This window comes from Pseudomonas sp. TWP3-2, assembly GCF_049897765.1.
GTDB lineage: Bacteria > Pseudomonadota > Gammaproteobacteria > Pseudomonadales > Pseudomonadaceae > Aquipseudomonas.
This window is the reverse complement of the sequence record NZ_JAFCWW010000001.1, coordinates 626,703-649,436: the sequence shown is the minus strand read 5'-3', so window position 1 is coordinate 649,436 and position 22,734 is coordinate 626,703. Positions and strand designations below refer to the sequence as shown.

General features: G+C 60.6%; 21 protein-coding genes. 12 read left to right on the top strand and 9 right to left on the bottom strand.

Features of this window, described 5'->3' with window-relative positions:
- Positions 1-7: 7 nt before the first annotated feature.
- Positions 8-757, bottom strand: coding sequence for a methyltransferase (locus ACP7EE_RS02860; RefSeq protein WP_426233331.1), 750 nt, complete (start codon positions 755-757; stop codon positions 8-10).
- Entirely contained in the window at positions 757-1,059 is a 303-nt protein-coding gene (locus tag ACP7EE_RS02855) for a MazG-like family protein (RefSeq protein ID WP_007951009.1), read from the bottom strand. The genes ACP7EE_RS02860 and ACP7EE_RS02855 overlap by 1 nt, the downstream gene beginning before the upstream one ends.
- Before the next feature lie 179 nt (positions 1,060-1,238).
- On the opposite strand from ACP7EE_RS02855, the gene ACP7EE_RS02850 reads away from it, so the two are divergent.
- Together ACP7EE_RS02850 and ACP7EE_RS02845 are read left to right on the top strand one after the other, a co-directional pair.
- A complete protein-coding gene (locus tag ACP7EE_RS02850) occupies positions 1,239-1,532 on the top strand; it encodes a hypothetical protein (RefSeq protein ID WP_420647110.1) in 294 nt (97 codons plus the stop codon).
- A gap of 240 nt (positions 1,533-1,772) precedes the next feature.
- Positions 1,773-3,122 carry an MATE family efflux transporter gene (locus tag ACP7EE_RS02845; RefSeq protein WP_426233329.1) on the top strand — a complete coding sequence of 450 codons (1,350 nt, stop codon included), beginning with the start codon at positions 1,773-1,775 and terminating at the stop codon, positions 3,120-3,122.
- Here ACP7EE_RS02845 and ACP7EE_RS02840 read toward each other — a convergent pair.
- The 7 genes from ACP7EE_RS02840 to ACP7EE_RS02810 all read right to left on the bottom strand — a co-directional run bounded on the left by ACP7EE_RS02840 (position 3,116) and on the right by ACP7EE_RS02810 (position 10,673).
- Entirely contained in the window at positions 3,116-3,991 is an 876-nt protein-coding gene (locus ACP7EE_RS02840) for an alpha/beta hydrolase (protein WP_426233327.1), read from the bottom strand. The genes ACP7EE_RS02845 and ACP7EE_RS02840 overlap by 7 nt on opposite strands.
- A 12-nt stretch (positions 3,992-4,003) precedes the next feature.
- Positions 4,004-4,798 carry a DUF4123 domain-containing protein gene (locus ACP7EE_RS02835; RefSeq protein WP_426206061.1) on the bottom strand — a complete coding sequence of 265 codons (795 nt, stop codon included), beginning with the start codon at positions 4,796-4,798 and terminating at the stop codon, positions 4,004-4,006.
- The gene (locus ACP7EE_RS02830; RefSeq protein WP_426233325.1) at positions 4,795-6,132 is read right to left on the bottom strand and encodes a type VI secretion system Vgr family protein; all 1,338 of its coding nucleotides are present in this window, start codon (positions 6,130-6,132) and stop codon (positions 4,795-4,797) included. Before ACP7EE_RS02830 ends, ACP7EE_RS02835 begins: the two co-directional genes overlap by 4 nt.
- Positions 6,133-6,365: 233 nt before the next feature.
- Positions 6,366-8,279: an arginine decarboxylase gene (gene speA, locus ACP7EE_RS02825; RefSeq protein WP_420647105.1), complete on the bottom strand. Its 1,914-nt coding sequence runs from the start codon at positions 8,277-8,279 to the stop codon at positions 6,366-6,368.
- Positions 8,280-8,498: 219 nt separating this feature from the next.
- A complete protein-coding gene (locus ACP7EE_RS02820; RefSeq protein ID WP_420647104.1) occupies positions 8,499-8,870 on the bottom strand; it encodes a translation initiation factor Sui1 in 372 nt (123 codons plus the stop codon).
- 174 nt (positions 8,871-9,044) lie between these two features.
- Positions 9,045-9,602, bottom strand: coding sequence for an NUDIX hydrolase (locus ACP7EE_RS02815; protein WP_426206063.1), 558 nt, complete (start codon positions 9,600-9,602; stop codon positions 9,045-9,047).
- 3 nt (positions 9,603-9,605) lie between these two features.
- Complete coding sequence (locus tag ACP7EE_RS02810) at positions 9,606-10,673, bottom strand: DUF2333 family protein (RefSeq protein ID WP_420647102.1); 1,068 nt, start codon at positions 10,671-10,673, stop codon at positions 9,606-9,608.
- Positions 10,674-10,911: 238 nt separating this feature from the next.
- On the opposite strand from ACP7EE_RS02810, the gene gcbA reads away from it, so the two are divergent.
- The 10 genes from gcbA to purH all read left to right on the top strand — a co-directional run bounded on the left by gcbA (position 10,912) and on the right by purH (position 22,662).
- On the top strand, positions 10,912-12,582 hold the full coding sequence (gene gcbA / locus ACP7EE_RS02805; RefSeq protein ID WP_420647101.1) for a diguanylate cyclase GcbA: 1,671 nt from the start codon (positions 10,912-10,914) through the stop codon (positions 12,580-12,582).
- 50 nt (positions 12,583-12,632) lie between these two features.
- The gene (locus ACP7EE_RS02800; protein WP_426233322.1) at positions 12,633-14,579 is read left to right on the top strand and encodes a methyl-accepting chemotaxis protein; all 1,947 of its coding nucleotides are present in this window, start codon (positions 12,633-12,635) and stop codon (positions 14,577-14,579) included.
- 162 nt (positions 14,580-14,741) lie between these two features.
- A complete protein-coding gene (gene aroQ, locus ACP7EE_RS02795) occupies positions 14,742-15,197 on the top strand; it encodes a type II 3-dehydroquinate dehydratase (protein WP_420647099.1) in 456 nt (151 codons plus the stop codon).
- 24 nt (positions 15,198-15,221) lie between these two features.
- Positions 15,222-15,680: an acetyl-CoA carboxylase biotin carboxyl carrier protein gene (gene accB, locus ACP7EE_RS02790; RefSeq protein WP_420647098.1), complete on the top strand. Its 459-nt coding sequence runs from the start codon at positions 15,222-15,224 to the stop codon at positions 15,678-15,680.
- Between the two features lie 17 nt (positions 15,681-15,697).
- Positions 15,698-17,056, top strand: a complete 1,359-nt coding sequence (gene accC / locus ACP7EE_RS02785; RefSeq protein WP_420647097.1) for an acetyl-CoA carboxylase biotin carboxylase subunit — start codon at positions 15,698-15,700, stop codon at positions 17,054-17,056.
- A gap of 234 nt (positions 17,057-17,290) precedes the next feature.
- On the top strand, positions 17,291-18,169 hold the full coding sequence (gene prmA / locus ACP7EE_RS02780) for a 50S ribosomal protein L11 methyltransferase (RefSeq protein WP_426233320.1): 879 nt from the start codon (positions 17,291-17,293) through the stop codon (positions 18,167-18,169).
- 30 nt (positions 18,170-18,199) lie between these two features.
- Positions 18,200-19,459, top strand: coding sequence for a DUF3426 domain-containing protein (locus ACP7EE_RS02775; protein ID WP_426233318.1), 1,260 nt, complete (start codon positions 18,200-18,202; stop codon positions 19,457-19,459).
- A gap of 185 nt (positions 19,460-19,644) precedes the next feature.
- Positions 19,645-20,655 carry a tRNA dihydrouridine synthase DusB gene (gene dusB / locus ACP7EE_RS02770; protein WP_426206067.1) on the top strand — a complete coding sequence of 337 codons (1,011 nt, stop codon included), beginning with the start codon at positions 19,645-19,647 and terminating at the stop codon, positions 20,653-20,655.
- Positions 20,652-20,972 (top strand): DNA-binding transcriptional regulator Fis, encoded by a 321-nt coding sequence (fis, locus tag ACP7EE_RS02765; RefSeq protein WP_007921650.1) that lies wholly within the window; start codon positions 20,652-20,654, stop codon positions 20,970-20,972. Before dusB ends, fis begins: the two co-directional genes overlap by 4 nt.
- 82 nt (positions 20,973-21,054) lie before the next feature.
- Positions 21,055-22,662, top strand: a complete 1,608-nt coding sequence (gene purH / locus ACP7EE_RS02760; protein ID WP_426206068.1) for a bifunctional phosphoribosylaminoimidazolecarboxamide formyltransferase/IMP cyclohydrolase — start codon at positions 21,055-21,057, stop codon at positions 22,660-22,662.
- Positions 22,663-22,734 lie beyond the last annotated feature (72 nt).

The following is a 22,734-nucleotide window of genomic DNA, read 5'->3' as shown; positions in this document are numbered from 1 at the left end:
GCTCCGATCAGATCGGCCGGCAGATCCAGTGCAAGTAACGCCCAAGCCCGGCGAAGCTTGGGTGGCGACGGTGAGCGAGCTCCATCTCCAGCAAATCCGCCAGTTCGACGCGGTTCTGGAACTCCACCGGCATGTAATCGTGGAAAACCCGCACCCCGCTTTGGCTTTCGACCTGCCACAACCCTGCGAGTTGCGTTGCCAATTCACGCGGATCGAGTGGCTGCTGCGGCGTCAGGCTTTGCTTCTCGCCGGCCATGTCGTTCTTGCGCATTTTCTTGAAATGGCCTTTGAGCAGATTGCGGTAAATCAGCGCATCGCGGTTGTAGAACGCCAGCGACAGCCAGCCGCCGGGCTTGGTCAGTTGGTGCAGCACCGGCAGAATCGCGTGCGGTTCGGACAGCCATTCGAGCACCGCGTGGCAGATCACCAGGTCATAGGGTTCGGTGAGTTGGCCGAGCAGTTCCTGCCACGGCGCCTGAATGAACGTTGCGGTTTGCCCGGCCTCGGCGAAACGCTGGCGCGCGCCTTCAAGCATCGGTTCGGCAGGCTCGGTGAAGGTGACGTCGTGCCCACGCTCGGCCAGCCAAAGCGACATGTGACCGAGACCGCCGCCGATATCCAGCACGCGTAACGGGCGATCCGGCAAGGCTTCGGCGAGGTCGGCCTGCAACACGGCGAGGCGGATTGCGCCTTTGGCACCGCCGTAGATTTTTTCAGCGAAACGGGTCGCCAACTGATCGAAATGACGGTCGCTCATCAGCTGAACCGCCGTTCGCTGTCGGCGAGTTTGCTGCGCACCACTTCATTCATGTCCAGGCCCAATTCGCTACACAGCAGTAACAGATACAAAACGATGTCGCCGACTTCCTGCCCGGCGTGGGCGAGTTTGTCTGCCGGCAACTGGCGCGACTGGTCTTCAGTCAGCCACTGGAAGATTTCCACCAGCTCGGACATTTCCACACTGGCGGCCATGGCGAGGTTTTTCGGGCTGTGAAATTGCCGCCAGTCATTACGGTCGCGAATGGCGTGCAGGCGTTCGGTCAGTTCAACAAGGTTCATCGGGTTCTCCTGAAGGCGTATAGCTTCGGGGGGATGCGGGGGGAAGGCAAGGGGTTGTAGGAGCTCGCGTAGACTGCGATGCTTCAAAATCAAAAGATCAAAAGATCGCAGCCTTCGGCAGCTCCTACAGCCGCCGCCGCTGCGGCCCAAGGCTCATTGCCCAATTTCAGGATGCTCACATGCAGGTAGAAAGCTTTTTCGAATGGCTCGGCCAGGCACTTGGTTCGGTTATCCGCTTTATTGTTGATGGCCTCAGCGGGCTGTTCAATCTGCTGAGTAATGCCGGCAGCAACTTTGTCGACGGATTGTCGAAGACGCTGGGGATGGACACATCGATCATCAGCATCATCGCGTTGATCGTCGGGCTGATGCTGTTGTGGTCGGCAATTCGGGCGTTCATGAATGCTTCGATTATTGCGGGGATTATCTGGTTGTTGCTGGGGTTGTGGTTGTTGAGCTGGATTATTCATTAGTCGCTTTGAAGAGCCCCTCACCCTAGCCCTCTCCCGGTGGGAGAGGGGACTGACCGAAGTGTCTCTCGGGTTACATCGACCTGAAATTTTCCGGTTGAATATAAATCGCCACCCTGATCGAGATCGGCCCCCTTTCCCCCTCGCCCCCTTGGGGGAGAGGGCTGGGGTGAGGGGGTTGGATTTCACAGCCAAAGCATTTCCCAAGTGAATCGCTACAATGCTCGCTCCCAAGGAGCCCGCATGCCCAACCTGATCACCGACTGGCGCGACCGCCCGACCCATCGCCGGGTCTGGGCGCTCGCCGCGCCCATGATCCTTTCCAACATTTCCGTACCGCTGGTGGCGCTGGTCGACAGCACCGTCATCGGCCACTTGCCCCACGCCCATCAATTGGGCGCGGTGGCGGTGGGCGCCAGCCTGTATACCTTTCTGGCCTGGGCCATGGGTTTTCTGCGCATGGGCACCACCGGTTTTGCTGCGCAAGCCGCCGGGCGCAGTGATGGCGCGGCGTTGCGGCAGATTCTGTTGCAAGGCTTGGTGCTGGCGTTGGGACTGTCGTTGCTGCTCGGCACCCTGGGCGTACCCCTGAGCGGCGTGGCGCTGCACTTCATGCAGCCTTCGGCAGAGCTCGATCAACTGACCCGCGACTTCTTCCACACGCGCCTGTTCGGCTTGCCCGCAGCACTCGCCAGTTATGCGTTGGTCGGATGGTTCCTCGGCACCCAGAACGCACGGGCGCCGCTGGCGATTCTGCTCAGTACCAATCTGATCAATATCGTCCTCAATCTGTGGTTCGTCATGGGTCTGGACTGGGGCGTGGTTGGCTCGGCCCGCGCTTCGGTGATTGCTGAATGGAGCGGCGCGCTGGTCGGTTTGCTACTGACCCGCAAAGCCTTGCGCGCCTATCCCGGGCACATCGCCTGGGCCGCGCTGAAGGTGTGGCAGAGCTGGCGCCCGCTGCTGGCGGTCAATCGCGATATCTTCATTCGCAGCCTGGCGCTGCAATCGGTGTTTTTTCTGATCACCGTACAAGGCGCGCGACTCGGTGATGCGACGGTTGCGGCCAATGCGCTGCTGCTCAACGGCCTGCTGCTGACCGCGCATGCGCTGGACGGACTGGCGCATGCGGTCGAAGCCTTGTGCGGCCATGCCATCGGCGCGCGTGATCGGCTGGCGCTGCGGCGTTCACTGGTGGTGGCGGGAGGCTGGTCGTTGCTGGCGAGTCTGGGTTTTGCCGCGCTGTTCCTGTGCGCCGGGCATTTGTTCATCGAGATGCAGACCGACATCCAGAGCGTGCGCGATACCGCGTTCATCTATTTGCCGTATCTCGCGGTGCTGCCGTTGATCGCGGTCTGGAGCTACCTGCTCGATGGTCTGTTCATCGGCGCCACTCGTGCGCGGGAAATGCGCAATGGGATGCTTCTGACTGTCGTGTTGTTGCTGCCGATCGGCTGGGCGCTCAAGGATCTGGGCAACCACGGACTGTGGATTACCTTCCTGCTGTTCATGGTCCTGCGCAGCCTGACCCTCGGTGCTCTGGCGCTATGGCTGCGGCGTGACGACGGCTGGTTCAGCGGCACCGCTCACTGAGTCGGCGTGTGCTTGATGAACGAAACCACTTGATCGAACACCGGCGCCAACTGGCGTAACGGTCGCGACAGAGTCGCCACCAGCGTTATGTGGCTGGGCCGCGAGTAATACAACTCGCGCACCGGCACCCGGGCCTCGCGCAGCTTGCGCGCCATGCCGCCGGTGTTGCGCATCGGGTCGACCAACTCGTCCTCGCTCGCGGCGATCAGCAACGCTGGCGGTGCCGCGCGGCTGACGTGATTGATCGGTTGCGACTGCGGCGGTGAATCCGGCCAGAAGAACACCGGGCGCACATCGGGATTCTTGATCGGCAGAAAATCGTAGGGCCCGGCCAGACCGATCCAGCCTCGCAGCTCCTTCGGAGACATTCCGACTTTGCCCAACAACTGCGGATCAAGCGCCAGCATCGCTGCGTTGTAGGCGCCGGAGCTATGGCCCATCAGGTATACGCGCTGCGGGTCGCCGGAAAATCCCTGAATGTGCGCTTTGGTCCAGGCCACGGCTTTGGCCCCGTCCTCAAGAAACAGCGGATAGCGCACCTGTGGATACAAGCGATAATCCGCAATCACCGCGACGATGCTGCGCGACGCCAGCGCTTCACCAACAAAGCTGTAGTCCTCGCGGTCGCCGCTGTTCCAGCTGCCGCCGTAGAAAAACACCAGCACTGGCGCATCTTTGGCCGCGTGATGCGGCACGTAGACATCGAGTTTCTGCCGCGGGTCATTGCCATAAGCAATGCCCGCGGTCTTGCTGAAAGTGTCCTGCGGTGTCAGGCCATTGAGGATTTTCAGCGGCGAGCAGGCACTGAGCAGCATCAGTAACAACGCGCCGCCAATCACGCCAAACCACTGCCGTAAAGAATGTGCCATGCGCGCCTCGCCTCAGGGTTGATGGTTTTGCCAGTGTTGCCGCAGATACTCGAGCCGCTGCGCCTGACTCAGCCCCGACGGTGGTTGCACCAGCAGTGCACGCGGATGTTGCAAGCGTAGCCACAACCAGTCGTCGAGCACGGCGCGTTCGCTGAAACCCAGCGCCTGGCCCTGCTGTAAATGGGAGGACAGCGATGTGTAGTCGGTTCCAACTGATCGACTCCAGCGCCAGAGGTGCTGATCCAACAGGCAACTTTGCAGGCGCTCACGCTGACGACGCGTGAGGCTTTCTTCGATACCCAGCGATTCGACCTGCAACTGCGGGTTGCGCAGTTGCTGCCAACCCTGACTGCCGTTTGCCCGGTCAGCCCACGTGCCGCCAAACCAGCGAACCCAGCCGAGCGGTCCGAGCCAGCGGCTGAGTTGCCGGGCATCGCAGGCATCGAAAAAATAGCTGGCAACCTGGCGATTGTAATAATTGAGCAGCGCGCGGTGATTCAGGCCGACCGACACGGTGAGCATGCGCTGCAGATGGCTGCGCAATTGTTCCGCTGGTGCTGCGCTGCCCAGCAGCAGTCCATGCCAGGTCTGCGGGTCGGAGTGACACAAGGCTGACAGCGCCGGGCAAGCGCGCAAATCGATCAACAGCGGCCCCCGCTCACCCAAGGGTTCAAACTCGGTGCCGTCGAACAACCGCAGGCGCGGTACGTGATTGAATCCGCGTTGCAGCATCGGCAAGGCTCGCGGTGAATCTGCGACATCCAGCATCAACCATTGCGCATTCTGCCCGGGCGCTGCGCCGCTCATCTCCCGTCGCCCGGATTCAGCCCGGCAACCAGCCGACAGCTGCATAACGCCTGCGGGCAATGACTGAAACTGCCACCACCGGGTATCAGACACAACAACAGCAATGGTTCGGCAGCGGCCAGCCATTGCGCCATGCCTTCGGTCGCGAGCTTTTCAGGCGCGGACAGCGGTTCTTCCTCCTGGAGGTCGGACTGCAGCGCACACGGCTGGAGCACCCCACTGATGATCGGCTGATCGGGATCGCCTTCAAGAAAACTCACCACCACTTCGGCGCCTTCACGCAACAGCGCCGGCGGCGTATCAGCCAATGCCGGCGCAAGTGGCAACCAGCAATGGCTGGGCGTGGCCCCTTCGCCCTGATAGAGCCAGTCGAACTGCACGGCGACCGGCCGCAGGCAATCAGGTTGCGGCTCGTCAACTGTCACCACCCATGCGCGTTGCAGCCCCTGCATGTGCAACCTCGAACATGCAGCGCTCGAGACCCCGTGCCAGCGGTCGGTAGCCCGAATCAGGTTGCTGTAGGGCGGTTCGAGCGCCTGATCGGCGCGATGCTCGATACGCGTCAGCAGCCAGTTGGCGGGGCATCCATTGAACGGGTCGCCAGACATGCTCAACCAGCGGCCGCTGCGCAGCGTCGGCTGATCGGAAAATCCCTGGGCCGACTTTACTTTCGACCAGCGCTGACTGACGTCCTCGCGCATTTGCCAGCGGCGCACGGCCGGCGCACCACTGTTGCCCTCGTCGTCGACCGCTGCTACGTCAACCCGCGGCATGCGTTGCGGATCATCGCCAAACACCAGGCAGTGCGCGTCTTGAGCATGTTCGAAGTGATAGTGAATCTGCGCTTGTGTGCACAAGCGTTGTACCAGTTGCAGATCAGACTCACGGTATTGCGTGCAAAAACTGCGCGGTGGGTAATCAGCATGCAGGTCAAAGCGACGCTGCGCGCCCGTGATGCCGTGCTCCTTGAGCACCTGGTCGAGGATCTGCGGCACCGATTGGCCACTGAAAATACGTCGACTGAAACGCAGATCGAGGCAACTGAGTTTCGGTGCCAGCCGCGCCCGACATAGTCGCGCACCGTGACCGTGCTCGTGTTGAACGAGGCTGTGCAACTGCCCATGTACGCGGTTGCCCTTCGGCCCGAAAAACAGTTGTGCCGAGCGATACAGCAACCCAGCGAGATCCAGATGCGGATCATCGATCAACAGATCGATTTCAAACGCAAAGGGTTCGCTGATGGCTTCGCAACCGGTGAAAGCGAGGACTTCGAACGGGGCGGACAGACCCGCTACATCGAGGCGAAACGACGGCTCGTCGGCTGGATCGAACATGGGCGATTCTCTACAGGAGGGGCGGGCGGGGATTCTCGCCGAGAGCCATGGCCGAGTAGAGAGGCGAAGTACAACTTAGGAAATGACCTACGCGAAAAGCAGACGACATCACTTCCCCTGTCAGGAAGCAGGCCGTTTCACGCGGGAAAAACAGAGAAATCCCACCAGATCGTCCGAAACTTCCGCTGCGCGCGGGACAATTTCAGACAACCTGGTGCGATTGAAACCTGGTCTCAGGAAGACAGGTAGGAGGAGCGGGTCAGGCCCAGACGCAAGGCATCGAGGAACTGCGTGCGCTCGGTCGGGCTGATGCGCGCACTGGCGCACTTGTCGCGGTAGTGGGTCATCAGTTCTTCCGGCGACAAGTGCACATAACGCAGCATGTCTTCGATGGTGTCGTGGGTCTCGATCCCGGCGTGGTACACGCTGCCGTCGGCATTCTGGTAGATGTTCACCGAGTCGGTGTCACCGAACAGGTTGTGCATGTCGCCGAGAATTTCCTGATACGCGCCGACCAGGAAGATACCCAGCAGGTAGTCCTCGCCCTCGTTCAAACCGTGCACCGGCAGGCTGGTCTCGATGCTCTGCTCGTCGACGTATTGCTTGATCTTGCCGTCGGAGTCGCAGGTCAGATCCTGCAATACCGCGCGACGCAGCGGCTCTTCATCGAGACGGTGCAGCGGCAGGATCGGTAGAACCTGGCCGATGGCCCAGGTGTCCGGCAGGCTCTGGAATACCGAGAAGTTGCAGATGTACTTGTCGGCGAGCTTGTCGTTGAGTTCATCGAGCACCTGACGATGCGAACGCTGACGCGCTTTCAACGAGTTGTGCAGGCGACGGCATACAGCGAAGTAGCACTGCTCGGCGAGGGCTTTTTGGGCCAAGGTCAGTTTGCCGTCGGCGTACTGCGCGGCCACGTCGCTCATGTAGTGCGTAGCGCGCCAGTAGGTTTCGGTGACCATTTCGATGTCGGTAGGGCCGAGCAGGTCAACCAGCCACTGCACGGTTTCCGGCAGCTCTTCCTTGTTGTCGATCTGCGGCACGTCGTCGTTGTGTTTCTCGACGTCGGTCACCTGCACCACCAGCATGGCGTGGTGCGCAGTCAGCGAACGGCCGCTCTCGGAGAAGATGTTCGGGTGCGGCAGGTTCTGCGCATCGCAGAATTCCTTGAGCATGCCTACCACGACACCGGCGTAATCGTCCATGTCGTAGTTGATCGAACTGGCGTTACGCGAGTGCGTGCCGTCGTAATCGACGCCCAGACCGCCGCCAACGTCGATGTGATCGACCGGCAGACCAAGGTTGCGCAGCTCGCCGTAGTAACGGATCGCTTCCTTGAAGCCGTGCTGATAGTCAGCCAGGTTGGCAATCTGCGAACCCATGTGGAAGTGCAGCAGGCGAATGCCCTGATCCAGACCCGCTGCGCGGAAACGCTCGACCACCGACAGCAATTGCGCCGCCGACAAACCGAACTTGGATTTCTCGCCACCGGTATCAGCCCACTTCGACGAAGCCAGCGATGACAGGCGCACGCGCAAACCAACCTGCGGCTTGACCTTGAGCGAAGCAGCTTCTTCGATCACCAGCGCGACTTCGGATTCTTTCTCGATCACGATGAACACGTTGTGGCCAAGCTTCTGGCCGATCAGCGCCAGACGGATGAACTCGCGATCCTTGTAACCGTTGCAGACGATGGTGCCGCCCTTTGGCGCCAGTGCCAGCACGGCCAGTAGCTCAGGCTTGGAGCCGGCTTCCAGACCGATCGACACGTCCTGGGTAGCGATGATGTTTTCGATCACTGCTTCCTGCTGGTTAACCTTGATCGGGTACAGCGCGGTGTACTTGCTCTGGTATTCCAGGCGCTCGATGTTCGCATCGAAGGCACCGGTCAACTGGCGGACACGGTCTTGCAGGATGTCGGGAAAGCGCACCAGCAACGGCAAGGACAAACCGCTTTTGCGCAGTTGGTCGACTTGCTCGAACAGGTCGATAGGCGAGCTGCTCGGTCCGTTCGGACGAACTTCGACGCGACCGGCTTCATTGATCGCGAAATATCCGGCCCCCCAATGGCGAATCCCGTAAACACTGCGGCTGTCCGCAACTGTCCATTGGCTGCCATCGTCTTTGCGTGTGCGTCGTACGGACATCGAAGTCCCCTATAAAGAAGTCATTGTGCGTCGCCTGAGTTCAGGCCGGCGCAGTCTAAAGAATGAAAATGACGGTTCGTCAGCGCGGTGGTAGACCACGCTGACAGCGTTGAGTTTAGAAACCGGTCATGAACAGGCTCTGTGAAAACCATGGAAACGGCGTCAGCCCCGAACACACTGGGGACTGAAGCAAGCCGTGGGTGGTTTTCACAGAGGCTGCTAGCCGCCGGACTTCTTGGCCTTGAAACCGAGCTTGATCAACTCGGCCAAGAGTAGCTCGACATGATCGCCCTGGATTTCGATGATCCCGTCTTTGAGCGCGCCGCCGGTGCCGCAACGTTTCTTCAACGTTGTGGCCAGATCCTTGAGCGCCTCTTCGGCCAATGGCACGCCGGTGATGGTGGTCACCGTCTTGCCGCCACGGCCCTTGCTCTCGCGGCGTACGCGGGCAATGCCGTCGCCGGCCGGGATCAGGGTTTGTTTGCAGATACAGGCGTCCACCGGTTGACTGCAATCCGGGCAATGACGACCTGCGTCGGTGGAAAATACCAGACCGCCAAGGGCGGCGAAGGATGCGGCTTTTTTGGCCACCGGCAATCCTCTTGGGAGGACAAAGACTGATCGCAGCCTTGGGCAAGGCTATCGACCGCGAAGCCCCACTCAGGCAGGGGCAGCGCTACTGCATCGGCATTGCCGCTGCAGTTTGAAAAGGTCGCGCAGTGTAACGGCAAAAAGCCGACTTGCTAAGAGCCAATCGGCGCCAATTTATGTGTTGTTTGCGACGTCGTGCCCCTGAGCCTTGAGATAGCGCTTCAACGCGGCCAGAGAGTCCGGGCAGTAAGGCTTTTGCCGGATTTCCTGCATGACTTGTTCGATGGGAATGAAGCGCGCTTCGAGCACTTCCTCGGGTTGCAGAATCAACGGGCCGTCCCACACCGCGGAAAACGCCGAACACCACAGGCGATTGCCGGTGTCTTCGAAGTAGAAACGGTCGTGGGCGGTCAGCTCTACCCCGCTCACGCCAAGTTCTTCTTCGAGCTCACGGGCTGCCGATTCGGCGTAGGTTTCGTTGGCTTGCACCATGCCGCCAGCCGCGACGTCCCAGTACCCCGGATAAATCGCCTTGCTCAAGGTACGCCGGTGAACACACAACTCGCCGACAGAGTTGAACAACATGATGTAAGTGCCGCGCCCGATCAGCCCGCGTTCGCGCAAATCGGCGCGCACCAGAGAACCGAGCAGGTTGTCCTGCTCGTCGACCCACGCGATCTGTTCGGCATCCGAGGCGGCGCGATGCGCCGCCTCTTTGGCGCTTTCGTCCATGACTCAGCCCTGATTGAGCAGTTGACGCAAATCGATCACAGCAGCATTGGCCCGGGAGATGTAGTTGGCCATGACCAGCGAGTGGTTAGCCAGTACACCGAAGCCGCTGCCGTTGAGGATCATCGGACTCCACACCGGCTCTTGCGATGCTTCCAGCTCACGAATGATCTGGCGCACGCTGACGGTGGCGTTCTTCTTCGCCAGTACGTCGGCAAAGTCGACTTCAATTGCGCGCAGCAGATGGGACAAGGCCCATGCCTGACCGCGCGCTTCATAGAACACGTTGTCGATCTGCATCCACGGGGTTTCAACGACTTCTTCGTCAACCTGCGGCACCTGGCCTACGGCCGGCACTTCGGTTTTCAGCGAGGTGTTGAGCTTGACCCGGCCGACGCTGGCCGACAGACGTTGCGACAGCGAACCCAAACGGGTGCCGACATCGCCCAGCCAGTTGTTCAGGTTGTCGGCGCGCGCATAGAACAGCGCGTTTTTCTGAGTCGGGTCGGACAGGCGTGCCTGATAGCGGCTCAAGGAATTGATGCCTTCCTGATACTCCGACTCACTGGAAGGAAGAATCCAGCTCTTGTTGTCGAAGTTGAAACGCGGCTCGGCTTTGGCCAGGTCAGCGTCTTCGGCCGACTGCGACTGCGAGCGGGCGAAGTCTTTGCGCAATGCGCGGCTCAGGTCACGCACCTGAACCAGCACGCCATATTCCCAGCTCGGCATGTTGTCCATCCACAGGCCCGGCGGGAAACGGTCGTTGGAAATGTAGCCGCCCGGCTTGCTCAACAACGTGCCGGCAACAGTCTTGAGGGTTTCGACCGTGGTGTAGCCGACCACCATTTGCTTGCCTTCTTTCTCGGCGGCAACCTGCGCATTCTGTGCGACCGGAAACAGCGCCGGCTCCTGACTCCAGTACCAGCCCAGGCCAATGGTCACCAGCAGGTAAATTCCGACCAGCGTGGCCAGCGCGCGGCTGAACAGCAAGCCGCCGACGTAACTGCGGGTGGCCGACTTGGGCGCAGCGGCACGTTCAGGCGCACTGCCCGCGCGGTTCTTCCAGTCCAGCATGGCGATATCCTTTCAAACTTGGGGTTCAACGGTTCGACCACAACCATACAACAACGTGCCAAGGGCTGGCACCCGTCATATTTGACAGTAGGTGTTTCGCCAAGCGAAACCCGCGGGTCAGAAACTGAATTGTGCTGCACAGCAGATTATTGACGCACGACACTCATGTAACCGGAAAGAGGTGCTAGCATAGAGCCACCAGTCGATCTCAGCATGCACCCTAACTAGTAGTCAGGATATGACCGAGCCAGAAGACCCCAGCCGTGAGCGCCTCAAGCACCATTTTGCCCAGCGGGTAATTCATCAGGCACGTCAGATTCTTGAGATATGGCAGCGCCTGCAACGCAGCGAATGGTCCACCGCCGACCTCGCCGAACTGAGCGAGGCCAATCTGCGCCTGCTGCGTTTCGCCGAGCGCTTCGAACAGCCCGAGCACACCCATTTGGCGCACCACATCAGCCAGTCGCTGGAAGCCGTGGACGCCAATCGCGGGCGCCTGAGCAGCGGCCTGATCACCGATCTCAACCGCTTGATGCAGCGCCTGTCGCGCACCGGCTTGCGCCATGGCGATCAACTCGATCAGACCTTCCTGCCACCCCTGCGCAAACCGATCTATGTGATGTTGCAGGACCACGACCGCGCCGAGCGCCTGGCCAAGCAGCTGGAGTTTTTCGGTCTGAGCGCTCAGGCGCTGGACAGCGTGGCGGCATTTCGCTCATCGATGGTCGAGCGCCTGCCCGCCGCCATCGTCATGGACGTGGATTTCAGTGGCGCCGGCGTCGGTCTGAAACTGGCCGCCGAAGCTCAGGTTGGCCTGGATGAACCCCTGCCGCTGCTGTTTTTCAGCCTGCACGAAACCGACACCCCGACCCGTCTCGCCGCCGTACGTGCCGGTGGCCAGGAATTCCTCACCGGCACCCTCGAAGCCTCGAGCCTGCTGGAGAAGATCGAAGTTCTGACCTGCGTCGCCCAATACGAACCTTATAAAGTGCTGATCATCGACGACTCGCGCGCTCAGGCGATGCACACCGAGCGCCTGCTTAACAGCGCCGGGATCGTCACCCGCACCTTGATTGAACCGATTCAGGCGATGGCCGAACTGGCGGATTTCCAGCCGGATCTGATCATCCTCGACATGTACATGCCGGCCTGCACCGGTACCGAACTGGCCAAGGTCATCCGGCATAACGATCGTTACGTCAGCGTGCCGATCATTTACCTGTCGGCCGAAGACGATCTGGACAAGCAGCTCGACGCCATGAGCGAGGGCGGCGACGACTTCCTGACCAAGCCGATCAAGCCGCGCCACCTGATCACCACGGTGCGCAACCGCGCCGCGCGCGCGCGCAATCTGAAAGCGCGGATGGTCCGCGACAGCCTCACCGGTCTGTACAACCACACGCACATTCTGCAATTGCTCGAAGATTGCTCGTTCCGCGCCCGCCGCGAAAACAAGCCGCTGAGCTTTGCCATGCTCGACATCGACCATTTCAAACGGGTCAACGACAGCCACGGCCATCCGATGGGCGACCGCGTGATCAAGAGCCTGGCGCTGTTCCTCAAGCAACGTCTGCGCAAGACCGATTTCATCGGCCGTTATGGCGGCGAAGAGTTCGCCATCGTCATGCCCGATACTGATATTGAATCTGCGCACAAAGTGCTCGACGAGATTCGGCAGCGCTTCGCCGAAATCCACTACCCGGCCCAGCCACACGATCTGTGGTGCACCTTCAGCGCAGGCGTGGTGGAGATGCGCGATGACTCCGACAGTCTGATGATGGCCAGCCAGGCCGACGAGGCGCTGTACCGGGCCAAGGATGGCGGACGCAATCGGGTGCAGGCCGCGCGCGACTCAAAGCAAAGTGCCACTTTTTCATCGGAATCGACCCATTCGGTCATAACCCTGTAACAGAACCGCAATAAATTCAGGCGCTTACCATTCTGCCGTTGGTAGCTGTCATGCGCCTGAAGTTGCTCACCAATCTCAATACCCTGCTGCTGGTCGCCGTGTGCGTGGCCCTCGGCGCCACGCTGTGGTGGTCGCAAAAAGCCTTGGAACGCCCATATCTTCTGATGGAGCGATACCTGGGGTTGTCCCAGCAATTTCAGAATGAGGTGGTGCGCAATGTCGAGGACTACCTCGCCAGCGGCGACGCCCTGCGCCTGAGCAGTGCCAGCCAGGCTTTAGCGGCGCTGCACAAAGAACTTGGCGAACTACCGCCTGCCCTCGCCGACACCTTGCGCCCAAGCCTTTCCAGCCTCGACGAATTCAGCAAGAGCGATCTGCTGGCCGCTGGCAAACTCGCGGGCGATCCGCAAGCGTTGTTGTTGCAAGCCGAGCGCGAGTTGAGCGCCAGTCTCGACCAACTCAGCACCTACGCCACTGGCAACGCGAGCTATCTGGCTCCGCTGCTCGCCGCTTCCCAGCACCTCGGCAAGCTGTCGCTTGCGCGCAACAAACTGGTCAGCAGCGGGCGCAGTGAACTGGCTGCCGATGTCGAACGTGAAGTGAGCAATATTCGCACACAGGCGCAGGCGATTGATGCCCTGCCGCTGCTTGGCGTGGTCACCAGCAGCGAGTCCGGCACCGACGATTTCGCCGCGATGATGGGCATCGAGAACACTGAAAAAGCCGTCGCCGAAGATGCCGGCGTCGGCCTCAAACGTGAACTCAACAGTTTGCTCGGCCGCTACCCGGCGGAACTGTCACGCACTCGCGATCAAATACAGAAACGCAGCGAACTCAGCGCGGCCACCCACTTGAAAATCGCCGCTGTGCAGCAAGCCATCGCCGGACTGGAACCGGTGGTGCGCGCCCAGCATGGGCAGATCCAGGGCGAAGTCCGTCTGATGCAAGGCGTGATGATCGGCCTGATTTTGTTGATTGCGCTGCTGATCGATACCTTGCAGCGGCGCTTGGCCCGCACCCTGACCAACCTCGCTCCGGCGCTTTCAACCTGGGCCGAGGGTGATTTCAGCGGCGATATTCATCTGGGCAAAACCAACCGTGAACTGCACGACATCGAAGCCTCGCTCAACCGCTTGCGTGCGTATCTGGTGGACTTGGTCGGGACTATTCGCGGCAATGCCGAACAAGTCGCCGGCAGCAGTCGCACCCTCGCCGACCTGAGCAATGACTTGCACAGCGGCGCCGAACATCAGGCTGGCGATACCGCTCTGATCCGCGATTCACTCAGCGAACTGGAAGCGACCATCCAGCAAGTGGCCGGTGATGCGCGTCAGGCAGCGGACGCCAGTCGGCATGCCGGGCGGGCGGTCGAACACGGCCAGCAAGTCATCGGCCAAAGCCTCACCGGCCTGCATGCACTGGTGGGCGAGGTGCAAGGCAACGCGCAGATGATCGAGCATCTGGCCGAAGAGTCGGCGACCATCGGCGGCGTACTCACGGTAATCCGCTCGATTGCCGATCAGACCAATTTGCTTGCACTCAACGCGGCAATTGAAGCGGCGCGTGCCGGGGAAATGGGCCGCGGGTTTGCCGTGGTTGCCGAGGAAGTCCGCTCACTGGCGCAACGTACCGCCGGGGCCACCGCAGAAATCCAGACACTCATCGCCGGCCTGCAAACCGCTGCCCGGCAATCGGTCGAAGGCATGCGCGCACAAGTCGAACACGCTGAAGCCACAGCCAATCAGGCACAAGCGGCGGACGGCGCACTGGACAAGATTGTCGGCGCGATCCAGACCATTTCCGACACGGCGATCCGCATTGCCGACATCACCGCTCAACAGAGCGGCGCGGTCAGCGAGATCCGCGATCACAGCGAACGCATTCACCAGTTGGGTGGGGATAATTTGCTGCGCATCGGCCAAGGCCGCGAGCAAGGTGAGAATCTGCTGGCATTGGGCGGACAACTGCACACCGCCGTGCAGGCCTTCCGCGTCTGACGCCGTACTTGTCGCGAATGACCGGATTTAATCGCGCGGTCACATACTTTGCGCAAACATCGGTCATCGTGCTGGCTATTGCAGAGAACTGGACAGTCATAAAGTCTTTGCGGCATAGTCGCCGGGTTCTGACGAGGCTCACCCATAACAAGGAACACGCAGATGGCAACGCTACTGGTGCTGCATGGCCCCAACCTGAACCTGCTCGGCACCCGCGAACCGGGGACTTACGGGTCTACGACGCTGGCGCAGATCAATCAGGATCTGGAACGCCGCGCCCGCGAAGCCGGCCATCATCTGCTGTACCTGCAAAGCAACGCCGAATATGAATTGATCGACCGCATCCACGCCGCGCGCGGCGAAGGTGTGGACTTCATTCTGATCAACCCAGCAGCTTTTACACACACAAGTGTCGCTTTACGTGACGCGCTGCTGGCGGTGAGCATCCCATTCATCGAAGTGCATTTGTCCAACGTGCACAAACGCGAACCTTTCCGCCATCACTCTTACTTCTCCGACGTAGCGGTGGGAGTGATCTGCGGCCTTGGCGCCAGCGGTTATCGACTGGCCCTGGAGGCTGCACTAGAGCAGCTTGAACACCAAGCTATACGCCCCTGACCGACCCTTGGGAGTTGATGATTCATGGATATCCGTAAAGTTAAGAAACTGATCGAATTGCTGGAAGAGTCCGGCATCGACGAGCTCGAGATCAAGGAAGGCGAAGAGTCCGTACGCATCAGCCGCCACAGCAAGACTCCGGCGCAGCAGTACTACGCTCCGGCTCCGATGCAAGCTCCGGTTGCTGCACCTGCCGCAGCTCCAGTGGCTGCGGCCGCTCCGGTTGCCGCTGCTGCTCCAGCGCTGAACGGCACCGTTGCCCGTTCGCCGATGGTTGGCACTTTCTATCGCAAATCCTCGCCGTCCTCGCCGTCCTTCGTCGAAGTTGGCCAGACCGTGAAGAAAGGCGACACCCTGTGCATCGTTGAAGCCATGAAGATGATGAACCACATCGAAGCTGAAACCAGCGGTGTGATCGAGTCCATCCTCGTTGAAGACGGCCAGCCGGTTGAGTACGACCAACCGCTGTTCACCATCGTTTGAACCGCGGAGAAACTTTGATGACTGCGAAGTTGGAAAAAGTTCTGATCGCCAACCGCGGTGAGATCGCTCTGCGGATTCTGCGTGCCTGCAAAGAGATGGGCATCAAGACCGTCGCCGTTTACTCCAAGGCCGACAAAGAGCTGATGCACCTGGGCCTGGCAGACGAATCCGTTTGCATCGGTCCGGCGTCTGCCACTCACTCCTACCTGCATATCCCGGCAATCATCGCGGCCGCTGAAGTGACTGGCGCTACCGCCATTCACCCAGGCTACGGTTTCCTCGCGGAAAACGCCGATTTTGCCGAGCAGGTCGAGAATTCCGGCTTCGCGTTCATCGGTCCGAAAGCCGACACCATTCGCCTGATGGGCGACAAGGTATCAGCCAAGCACGCGATGATCGAAGCAGGCGTGCCAACCGTTCCAGGCTCCGACGGCCCACTGCCGGAAGACGAAGAAACGGCACTGCGCATTGGTCGTGAAGTCGGCTACCCGGTGATCATCAAAGCCGCTGGCGGCGGTGGTGGTCGCGGCATGCGCGTGGTGCATAAAGAAGAAGACCTGATCTCCTTCGCCAAGCTGACCCGCACCGAAGCCGGTGCAGCGTTCGGCAACCCGATGGTCTATCTGGAAAAATTCCTGACCAATCCACGTCACGTGGAAGTTCAGGTGCTTTCCGACGGCCAGGGCCACGCCATCCATCTGGGTGACCGCGATTGCTCGCTGCAACGTCGCCACCAGAAAGTTCTCGAAGAAGCGCCGGCACCGGGCATCGACGAGAAGGCTCGCCAGGAAGTCTTCGCCCGCTGCGTCAAGGCGTGCATCGACATCGGCTACCGTGGCGCCGGCACTTTCGAGTTCCTGTACGAGAACGGTCGTTTCTACTTCATCGAAATGAACACTCGTGTTCAGGTGGAGCACCCGGTTTCGGAAATGGTCACCGGGATCGACATCGTCAAGGAGATGCTCAGCATCGCCGCTGGCAACAAGTTGTCGTTCACCCAGGAAGACGTGGTTATCCGCGGTCACTCGCTGGAATGCCGGATCAACGCTGAAGACCCGAAAACCTTCATGCCGAGCCCGGGTACGGTCAAGCATTTCCACGCCCCAGGCGGCAACGGCGTTCGCGTCGATTCGCACCTGTACAGCGGTTATGCCGTTCCGCCGAACTACGACTCGCTGATCGGCAAGCTGATCACTTACGGCGCCACCCGCGACGAAGCCATGGCACGCATGCGCAATGCCCTGGACGAAATCGTGGTCGACGGGATCAAGACCAACATCCCGCTGCACCGCGATCTGGTTCGTGACGAAGGCTTCTGCAAAGGGGGCGTGAACATTCACTACCTCGAGCACAAGCTGGCTGCCGAGAAGCACTAAGCTTCGCTGCAGATCAACAAGGCCGCCTTCGGGCGGCTTTGTTGTTTCTGCAGATTACAAAAAACCTGTGGGAGCGAGCTTGCTCGCGAAGGCGGCGCATCAGTCAGCATCAAAGTGACTGGCAATCCGCTTTCGCGAGCAAGCTCGCTCCCACAAAAGCTTTGCGCTCGCGTAAACTTGCGCGCTTCTCGCAGGCCGCTAGGCTGCAATCAATATTTTTCAAAGGTGCCCGCCATGCCTTGGCTGCAAGTCCGTCTCGCCATCAGCCCAGAACAAGCCGAAACCTACGAAGACGCTTTCCTTGAAGTGGGCGCCGTTTCGGTGACCTTCATGGACGCCGAAGATCAGCCGATCTTCGAGCCGGAACTCAACACCACGCCGCTATGGGCGCACACGCATCTGTTGGCGCTGTTCGAAGGCGGCACTGAACCGGCACCGGTTCTGGCCCATCTGGAACTGCTGACCGGCAGCCCGCTGCCCGAGCACCACAGCGAAGTGATCGAAGATCAGGACTGGGAACGCAGCTGGATGGACGGTTTCGAGCCAATGCAGTTCGGCCAGCGCCTGTGGATCGTGCCGAGCTGGCACGCCGCGCCGCAACCTGATGCAGTGAATCTGCTGCTCGATCCGGGCCTGGCGTTCGGCACCGGTACGCATCCAACCACCGCTTTGTGCCTGGAATGGCTCGACGGTCAGGACCTGAAAGACTGCAACGTGCTGGATTTCGGCTGCGGCTCGGGGATTCTGGCGATTGCCGCCCTGCTGCTCGGCGCCAAGGAAGCGGTCGGCACCGATATCGACGTGCAGGCGCTGGAAGCATCGCGTGATAACGCCGGGCGCAACGGCATTGCCGACGAGTTGTTCCCGCTGTACCTGCCGCAAGATCTGCCACAAGTTCAGGCTGACGTGCTGGTTGCCAACATCCTCGCCGGGCCACTGGTATCGCTGGCCCCGCAACTGTCCAGCCTGGTCAAGACCGGCGGGCGTCTGGCGCTGTCGGGCATCCTCGCCGAGCAAGGCGAAGAAGTCGCCCTGGCCTATGCGCAGGACTTCGATCTCGATCCGATCGCCAATCGTGATGGCTGGGTACGCATCACCGGCCGTCGGCGCTAGAATGGCCGCCTGCCTAATCCGGATCGTCGCATGACCGACAGCTTCGTCACTCAGTGCCCGCATTGCTCAACCAGTTTCCGCGTCAGCCATGCTCAATTGAGCGTGGCGCGCGGAGTGGTTCGCTGTGGCTCTTGCCTGCAAGTGTTCAACGCGGCCAAGCAGCTGCTAGAACAAAGTGCTGGCAAGGAAGCGCTTGCGCCGGTTGCACGGCCTGTCGCCGAGCCGCCGGTGATTGCCGAGCTGCCGAGCGTCGTCGAACCATCCGAGCCACGCGCCATCAGCCAAAAGCAATGGAACGCCGCCGATCTGGATCTGGACAGCCTCGATCTGGACGAAGAACTCGCTCGCCTCGAACAGCGCGAAATCCAGCCGACCACCGAGTTTGGCCGCGCCCGCGAAGATTCGCTGAGCGCCCGTCGCGACAGTCATGAGTCGGAAGAAGCGCCGTGGTCCGACAGCCTGTTCAGCGAACCGGCCGATGAGCGCAGCCTCAAGCTGGACGACGAACCCGAAGCCGTCGACTACGAACCCGGCAAACCGGCGCGCACCGAACCTTCGCTGTCGCTGGAACCGGTGGATCTGGATGAAGAACCGCCGATCCCGCAACTGCGCCTGCATGACCCCATCGACCCGAATGCCCGTCGTGAACGCTTTTTCGCCAAGCCTGAAGTTGAAGCCGATGACGACCTGCCGCTGATCGAGGCGCCGCGTCAAAAACGCGAACGCCCGGAAACCAGCGTGCGCGCCGAAGCGCTGCATGACCTGACCGATGATCCGCTGCAACTCGACTGGCAGAAACGCCGCTCGCCATGGGGCCGACGCATTCTCTGGCTGTTGCTGATCACTCTGGCCGCCGCCGGCCTCGCTGGGCAATACATCGCCTATCACTTCGATGAGCTGGCGCGTCAGGATCAATACCGCCCGTGGTTTCAGCAGGTGTGCCCGCAAATCGGCTGCAGCGTGCCCTCGAAAGTCGACATCGCCAGGATCAAGAGCAGCAATCTGGTGGTGCGCAGCCACCCGGAATTCAGCGGTGCGCTGGTGGTGGACGCGATCATTTACAACCGCGCAACCTTCTCGCAACCGTTCCCGTTACTCGAACTGCGTTTCGCCGACCTCAACGGCCATCTGATTGCCAGCCGCCGCTTCAAACCCGGCGAATACCTCAACGGCGACCTCGAAGGCATGGCGGAAATGCCGCCGCAGACGCCGATCCACATTGCCCTGGACATCCTCGATCCGGGACCCAAAGCGGTGAACTACAGCCTGAGTTTCCACTCGCCCGAGTGAAACGCTTCACCGCTGCGCGCTTGACGGCAGTTTTCTGACTTCGCCCCGGCCAACCAAACCGCTGGCAATAACGGAATAACTGTTCAGATTTTGTTCAATTCAGCCTTTCTCCAGTCATCGAGAGCGGGTATCATGCCAACCCTTTTTCGAACTCTCATGATCCGGCCCCACTTCAGGGAAGTCCTATGTCGGCGGTACGCATCGGCCCATACACATTAAGCAACGGCTTGATTCTCGCCCCTATGGCGGGCGTCACCGACCAGCCCTTTCGTCAGTTGTGCAAACGCATGGGCGCAGGGCTTGTCGTTTCGGAAATGGTCACCAGCGACATGAGCCTGTGGAACACCCGCAAGTCGCGCATGCGCATGATCCACGAAGGCGATCCCGAGCCACGCTCGGTACAGATTGCCGGTGGCGACGCGCAGATGCTCGCGGATGCAGCCCGGGCCAACGTCGAGCTGGGCGCACAGATTATTGACATCAACATGGGTTGCCCGGCGAAGAAGGTCTGCAACAAGGCTGCCGGTTCCGCGTTGTTGAAGGATGAAGCACTGGTTACCGAGATCCTGCACGCCGTCGTGTCTGCTGTGGATGTGCCGGTAACCCTGAAGATCCGCACGGGCTGGGATCGCGACAACAAGAACGGCCTGACCGTGGCGAAGATCGCCGAGCAGGCCGGGATCACCGCGCTGGCAGTGCATGGCCGCACGCGCGCCGATCTGTACACCGGTGAAGCCGAGTACGACACGATTGCCGCGATCAAGCAGGCGGTGTCGATCCCGGTGTTTGCCAATGGCGACATCGATTCGCCGCAAAAGGCCCGTTACGTGCTCGACGCGACCGGTGCCGATGGCCTGTTGATAGGCCGCGCCGCCCAAGGGCGGCCATGGATTTTTCGCGAGATCGAACACTTCCTGCGTACCGGCGAAATCATGCCGGCGCCGGAGCTGGTCGAGGTGGAACGCATTCTGCTGGAGCATCTGGCCGCACTTCACGCCTTCTATGGGGACGTGATGGGCGTGCGAATTGCTCGGAAGCATGTGGGCTGGTATCTCGCAACCTTGCCGGGCGCCAGGGAGTTTCGCGCCCACTTCAATCGTTTGGATGGTACGGAAACACAATGCGCCAACGTTCGGGAGTTCTTCGCCGAGCGTTACAAGAGCCTGACAGGGGACGAAGAAGGGGTGGCCGCATGACGATGATGACCGAGACTTTAGTGAGTGGAACAGCACCCGTGAGCGACAACGTGAATTTGAAACAGCACCTCAATACGCCGAGCGAAGAAGGCCAGACCCTTCGCGGGAGTGTCGAGAAGGCGCTGCACAATTATTTCGCCCACCTTGAGGGCGCTGCCGTCACGGATGTGTACAACCTGGTGCTCTCCGAAGTCGAGGCTCCCCTGCTCGAAAGCGTGATGAACTACGTCAAGGGCAACCAGACCAAGGCCAGCGAGCTGCTCGGACTCAACCGCGGCACGCTGCGCAAGAAACTCAAGCAGTACGATTTGCTGTAAGCATTCAATCAAACCAGAAAGGCGCCCGCGTAAAACCGGTCGCCTTTTTTGCTGACTTCCTTTGCTTTTGATGGAAATTGAGATGACCGACCAGACTACCCGCCTGCCGATCCGCCGCGCCTTGATCAGCGTTTCCGACAAGACCGGGATCCTCGAATTCGCCAGGGAGCTGGAAGCCCTGGGCGTGGAGATTCTTTCCACCGGCGGGACCTTCAAACTGCTGCAGGACAACGGCGTGGCCGCAGTGGAAGTCGCGGATTACACCGGTTTCGCGGAGATGATGGACGGTCGGGTGAAAACCCTGCACCCGAAAATCCACGGCGGCATCCTCGGTCGTCGCGGTATCGACGACGCGATCATGAACGAGCACGGCATCAAGCCGATCGATCTGGTGGCAGTCAATCTGTACCCGTTCGAAGCCACCATCAACAAGCCAGGCTGCGACCTGCCGACCGCTATCGAGAACATCGACATCGGCGGCCCGACCATGGTCCGTTCGGCAGCAAAAAACCATAAAGACGTAGCAATCGTGGTGAATGCCAGCGATTACGCCGACGTCCTGCAAAACCTGAAAAGCGGTGGCCTGACCTACGCGCAGCGTTTTGACCTGATGCTCAAGGCATTCGAGCACACCGCCGCCTACGACGGCATGATCGCCAACTACATGGGCACCGTGAACCAGGCCGCTGAGACCCTCAGCACGGAAGGTCGCAGCGAATTCCCGCGCACCTTCAACAGCCAGTTCATCAAGGCTCAGGAAATGCGCTACGGCGAGAACCCGCACCAGAGCGCGGCGTTCTACGTGGAAGCCAAGCCGGCCGAAGTCGGCATCGCTACCGCCACCCAGCTGCAAGGCAAAGAGCTGTCGTACAACAACGTGGCTGACACCGACGCAGCGCTGGAATGCGTGAAGAGCTTCGTCAAACCGGCCTGCGTGATCGTCAAGCACGCCAACCCGTGCGGCGTGGCCGTGAGCCCGGACGCTGAAGGTGGCATTCGTCAAGCTTACGAACTGGCTTACGCCACCGACACCGAGTCGGCGTTCGGCGGCATCATCGCTTTCAACCGTGAACTGGATGCTGAAACCGCCAAGGCGATCGTCGAGCGTCAGTTCGTTGAAGTGATCATCGCCCCAAGCGTCAGCGAAGAGGCCCGTGCCATCGTTGCCGCCAAAGCCAACGTGCGCCTGCTGGCCTGTGGCGAGTGGTCGGCTGACCGCGCCGCTGCCTGGGACTACAAGCGCGTCAACGGCGGCCTGCTCGTCCAGAGCCGTGACATCGGCATGATTGGCAGCGAAGACCTGAAAGTCGTGACCAAACGCGCCCCGACCGAACAGGAAATCAACGACCTGATCTTCGCCTGGAAAGTTGCCAAGTACGTTAAATCCAACGCCATCGTCTACGCCAAGAACCGTCAGACCATCGGTGTCGGCGCTGGCCAGATGAGCCGTGTGAATTCCGCGCGTATCGCCGCGATCAAGGCAGAGCACGCAGGTTTGCAGGTGGCCGGTTCGGTCATGGCTTCCGACGCATTCTTCCCGTTCCGCGACGGCCTGGACAACGCGGCCAAGGTTGGCATCACTGCGGTGATTCAGCCGGGCGGCTCGATGCGCGATGCGGAAGTGATTGCTGCTGCTGATGAAGCCGGCATCGCCATGGTGTTCACCGGCATGCGCCACTTCCGTCACTGATACAGCTTGATCCAAATGTGGGAGCTGGCCTGCCAGCTCCCACAGAAAAGCAGCTTCAGTGCTGCCCACAGA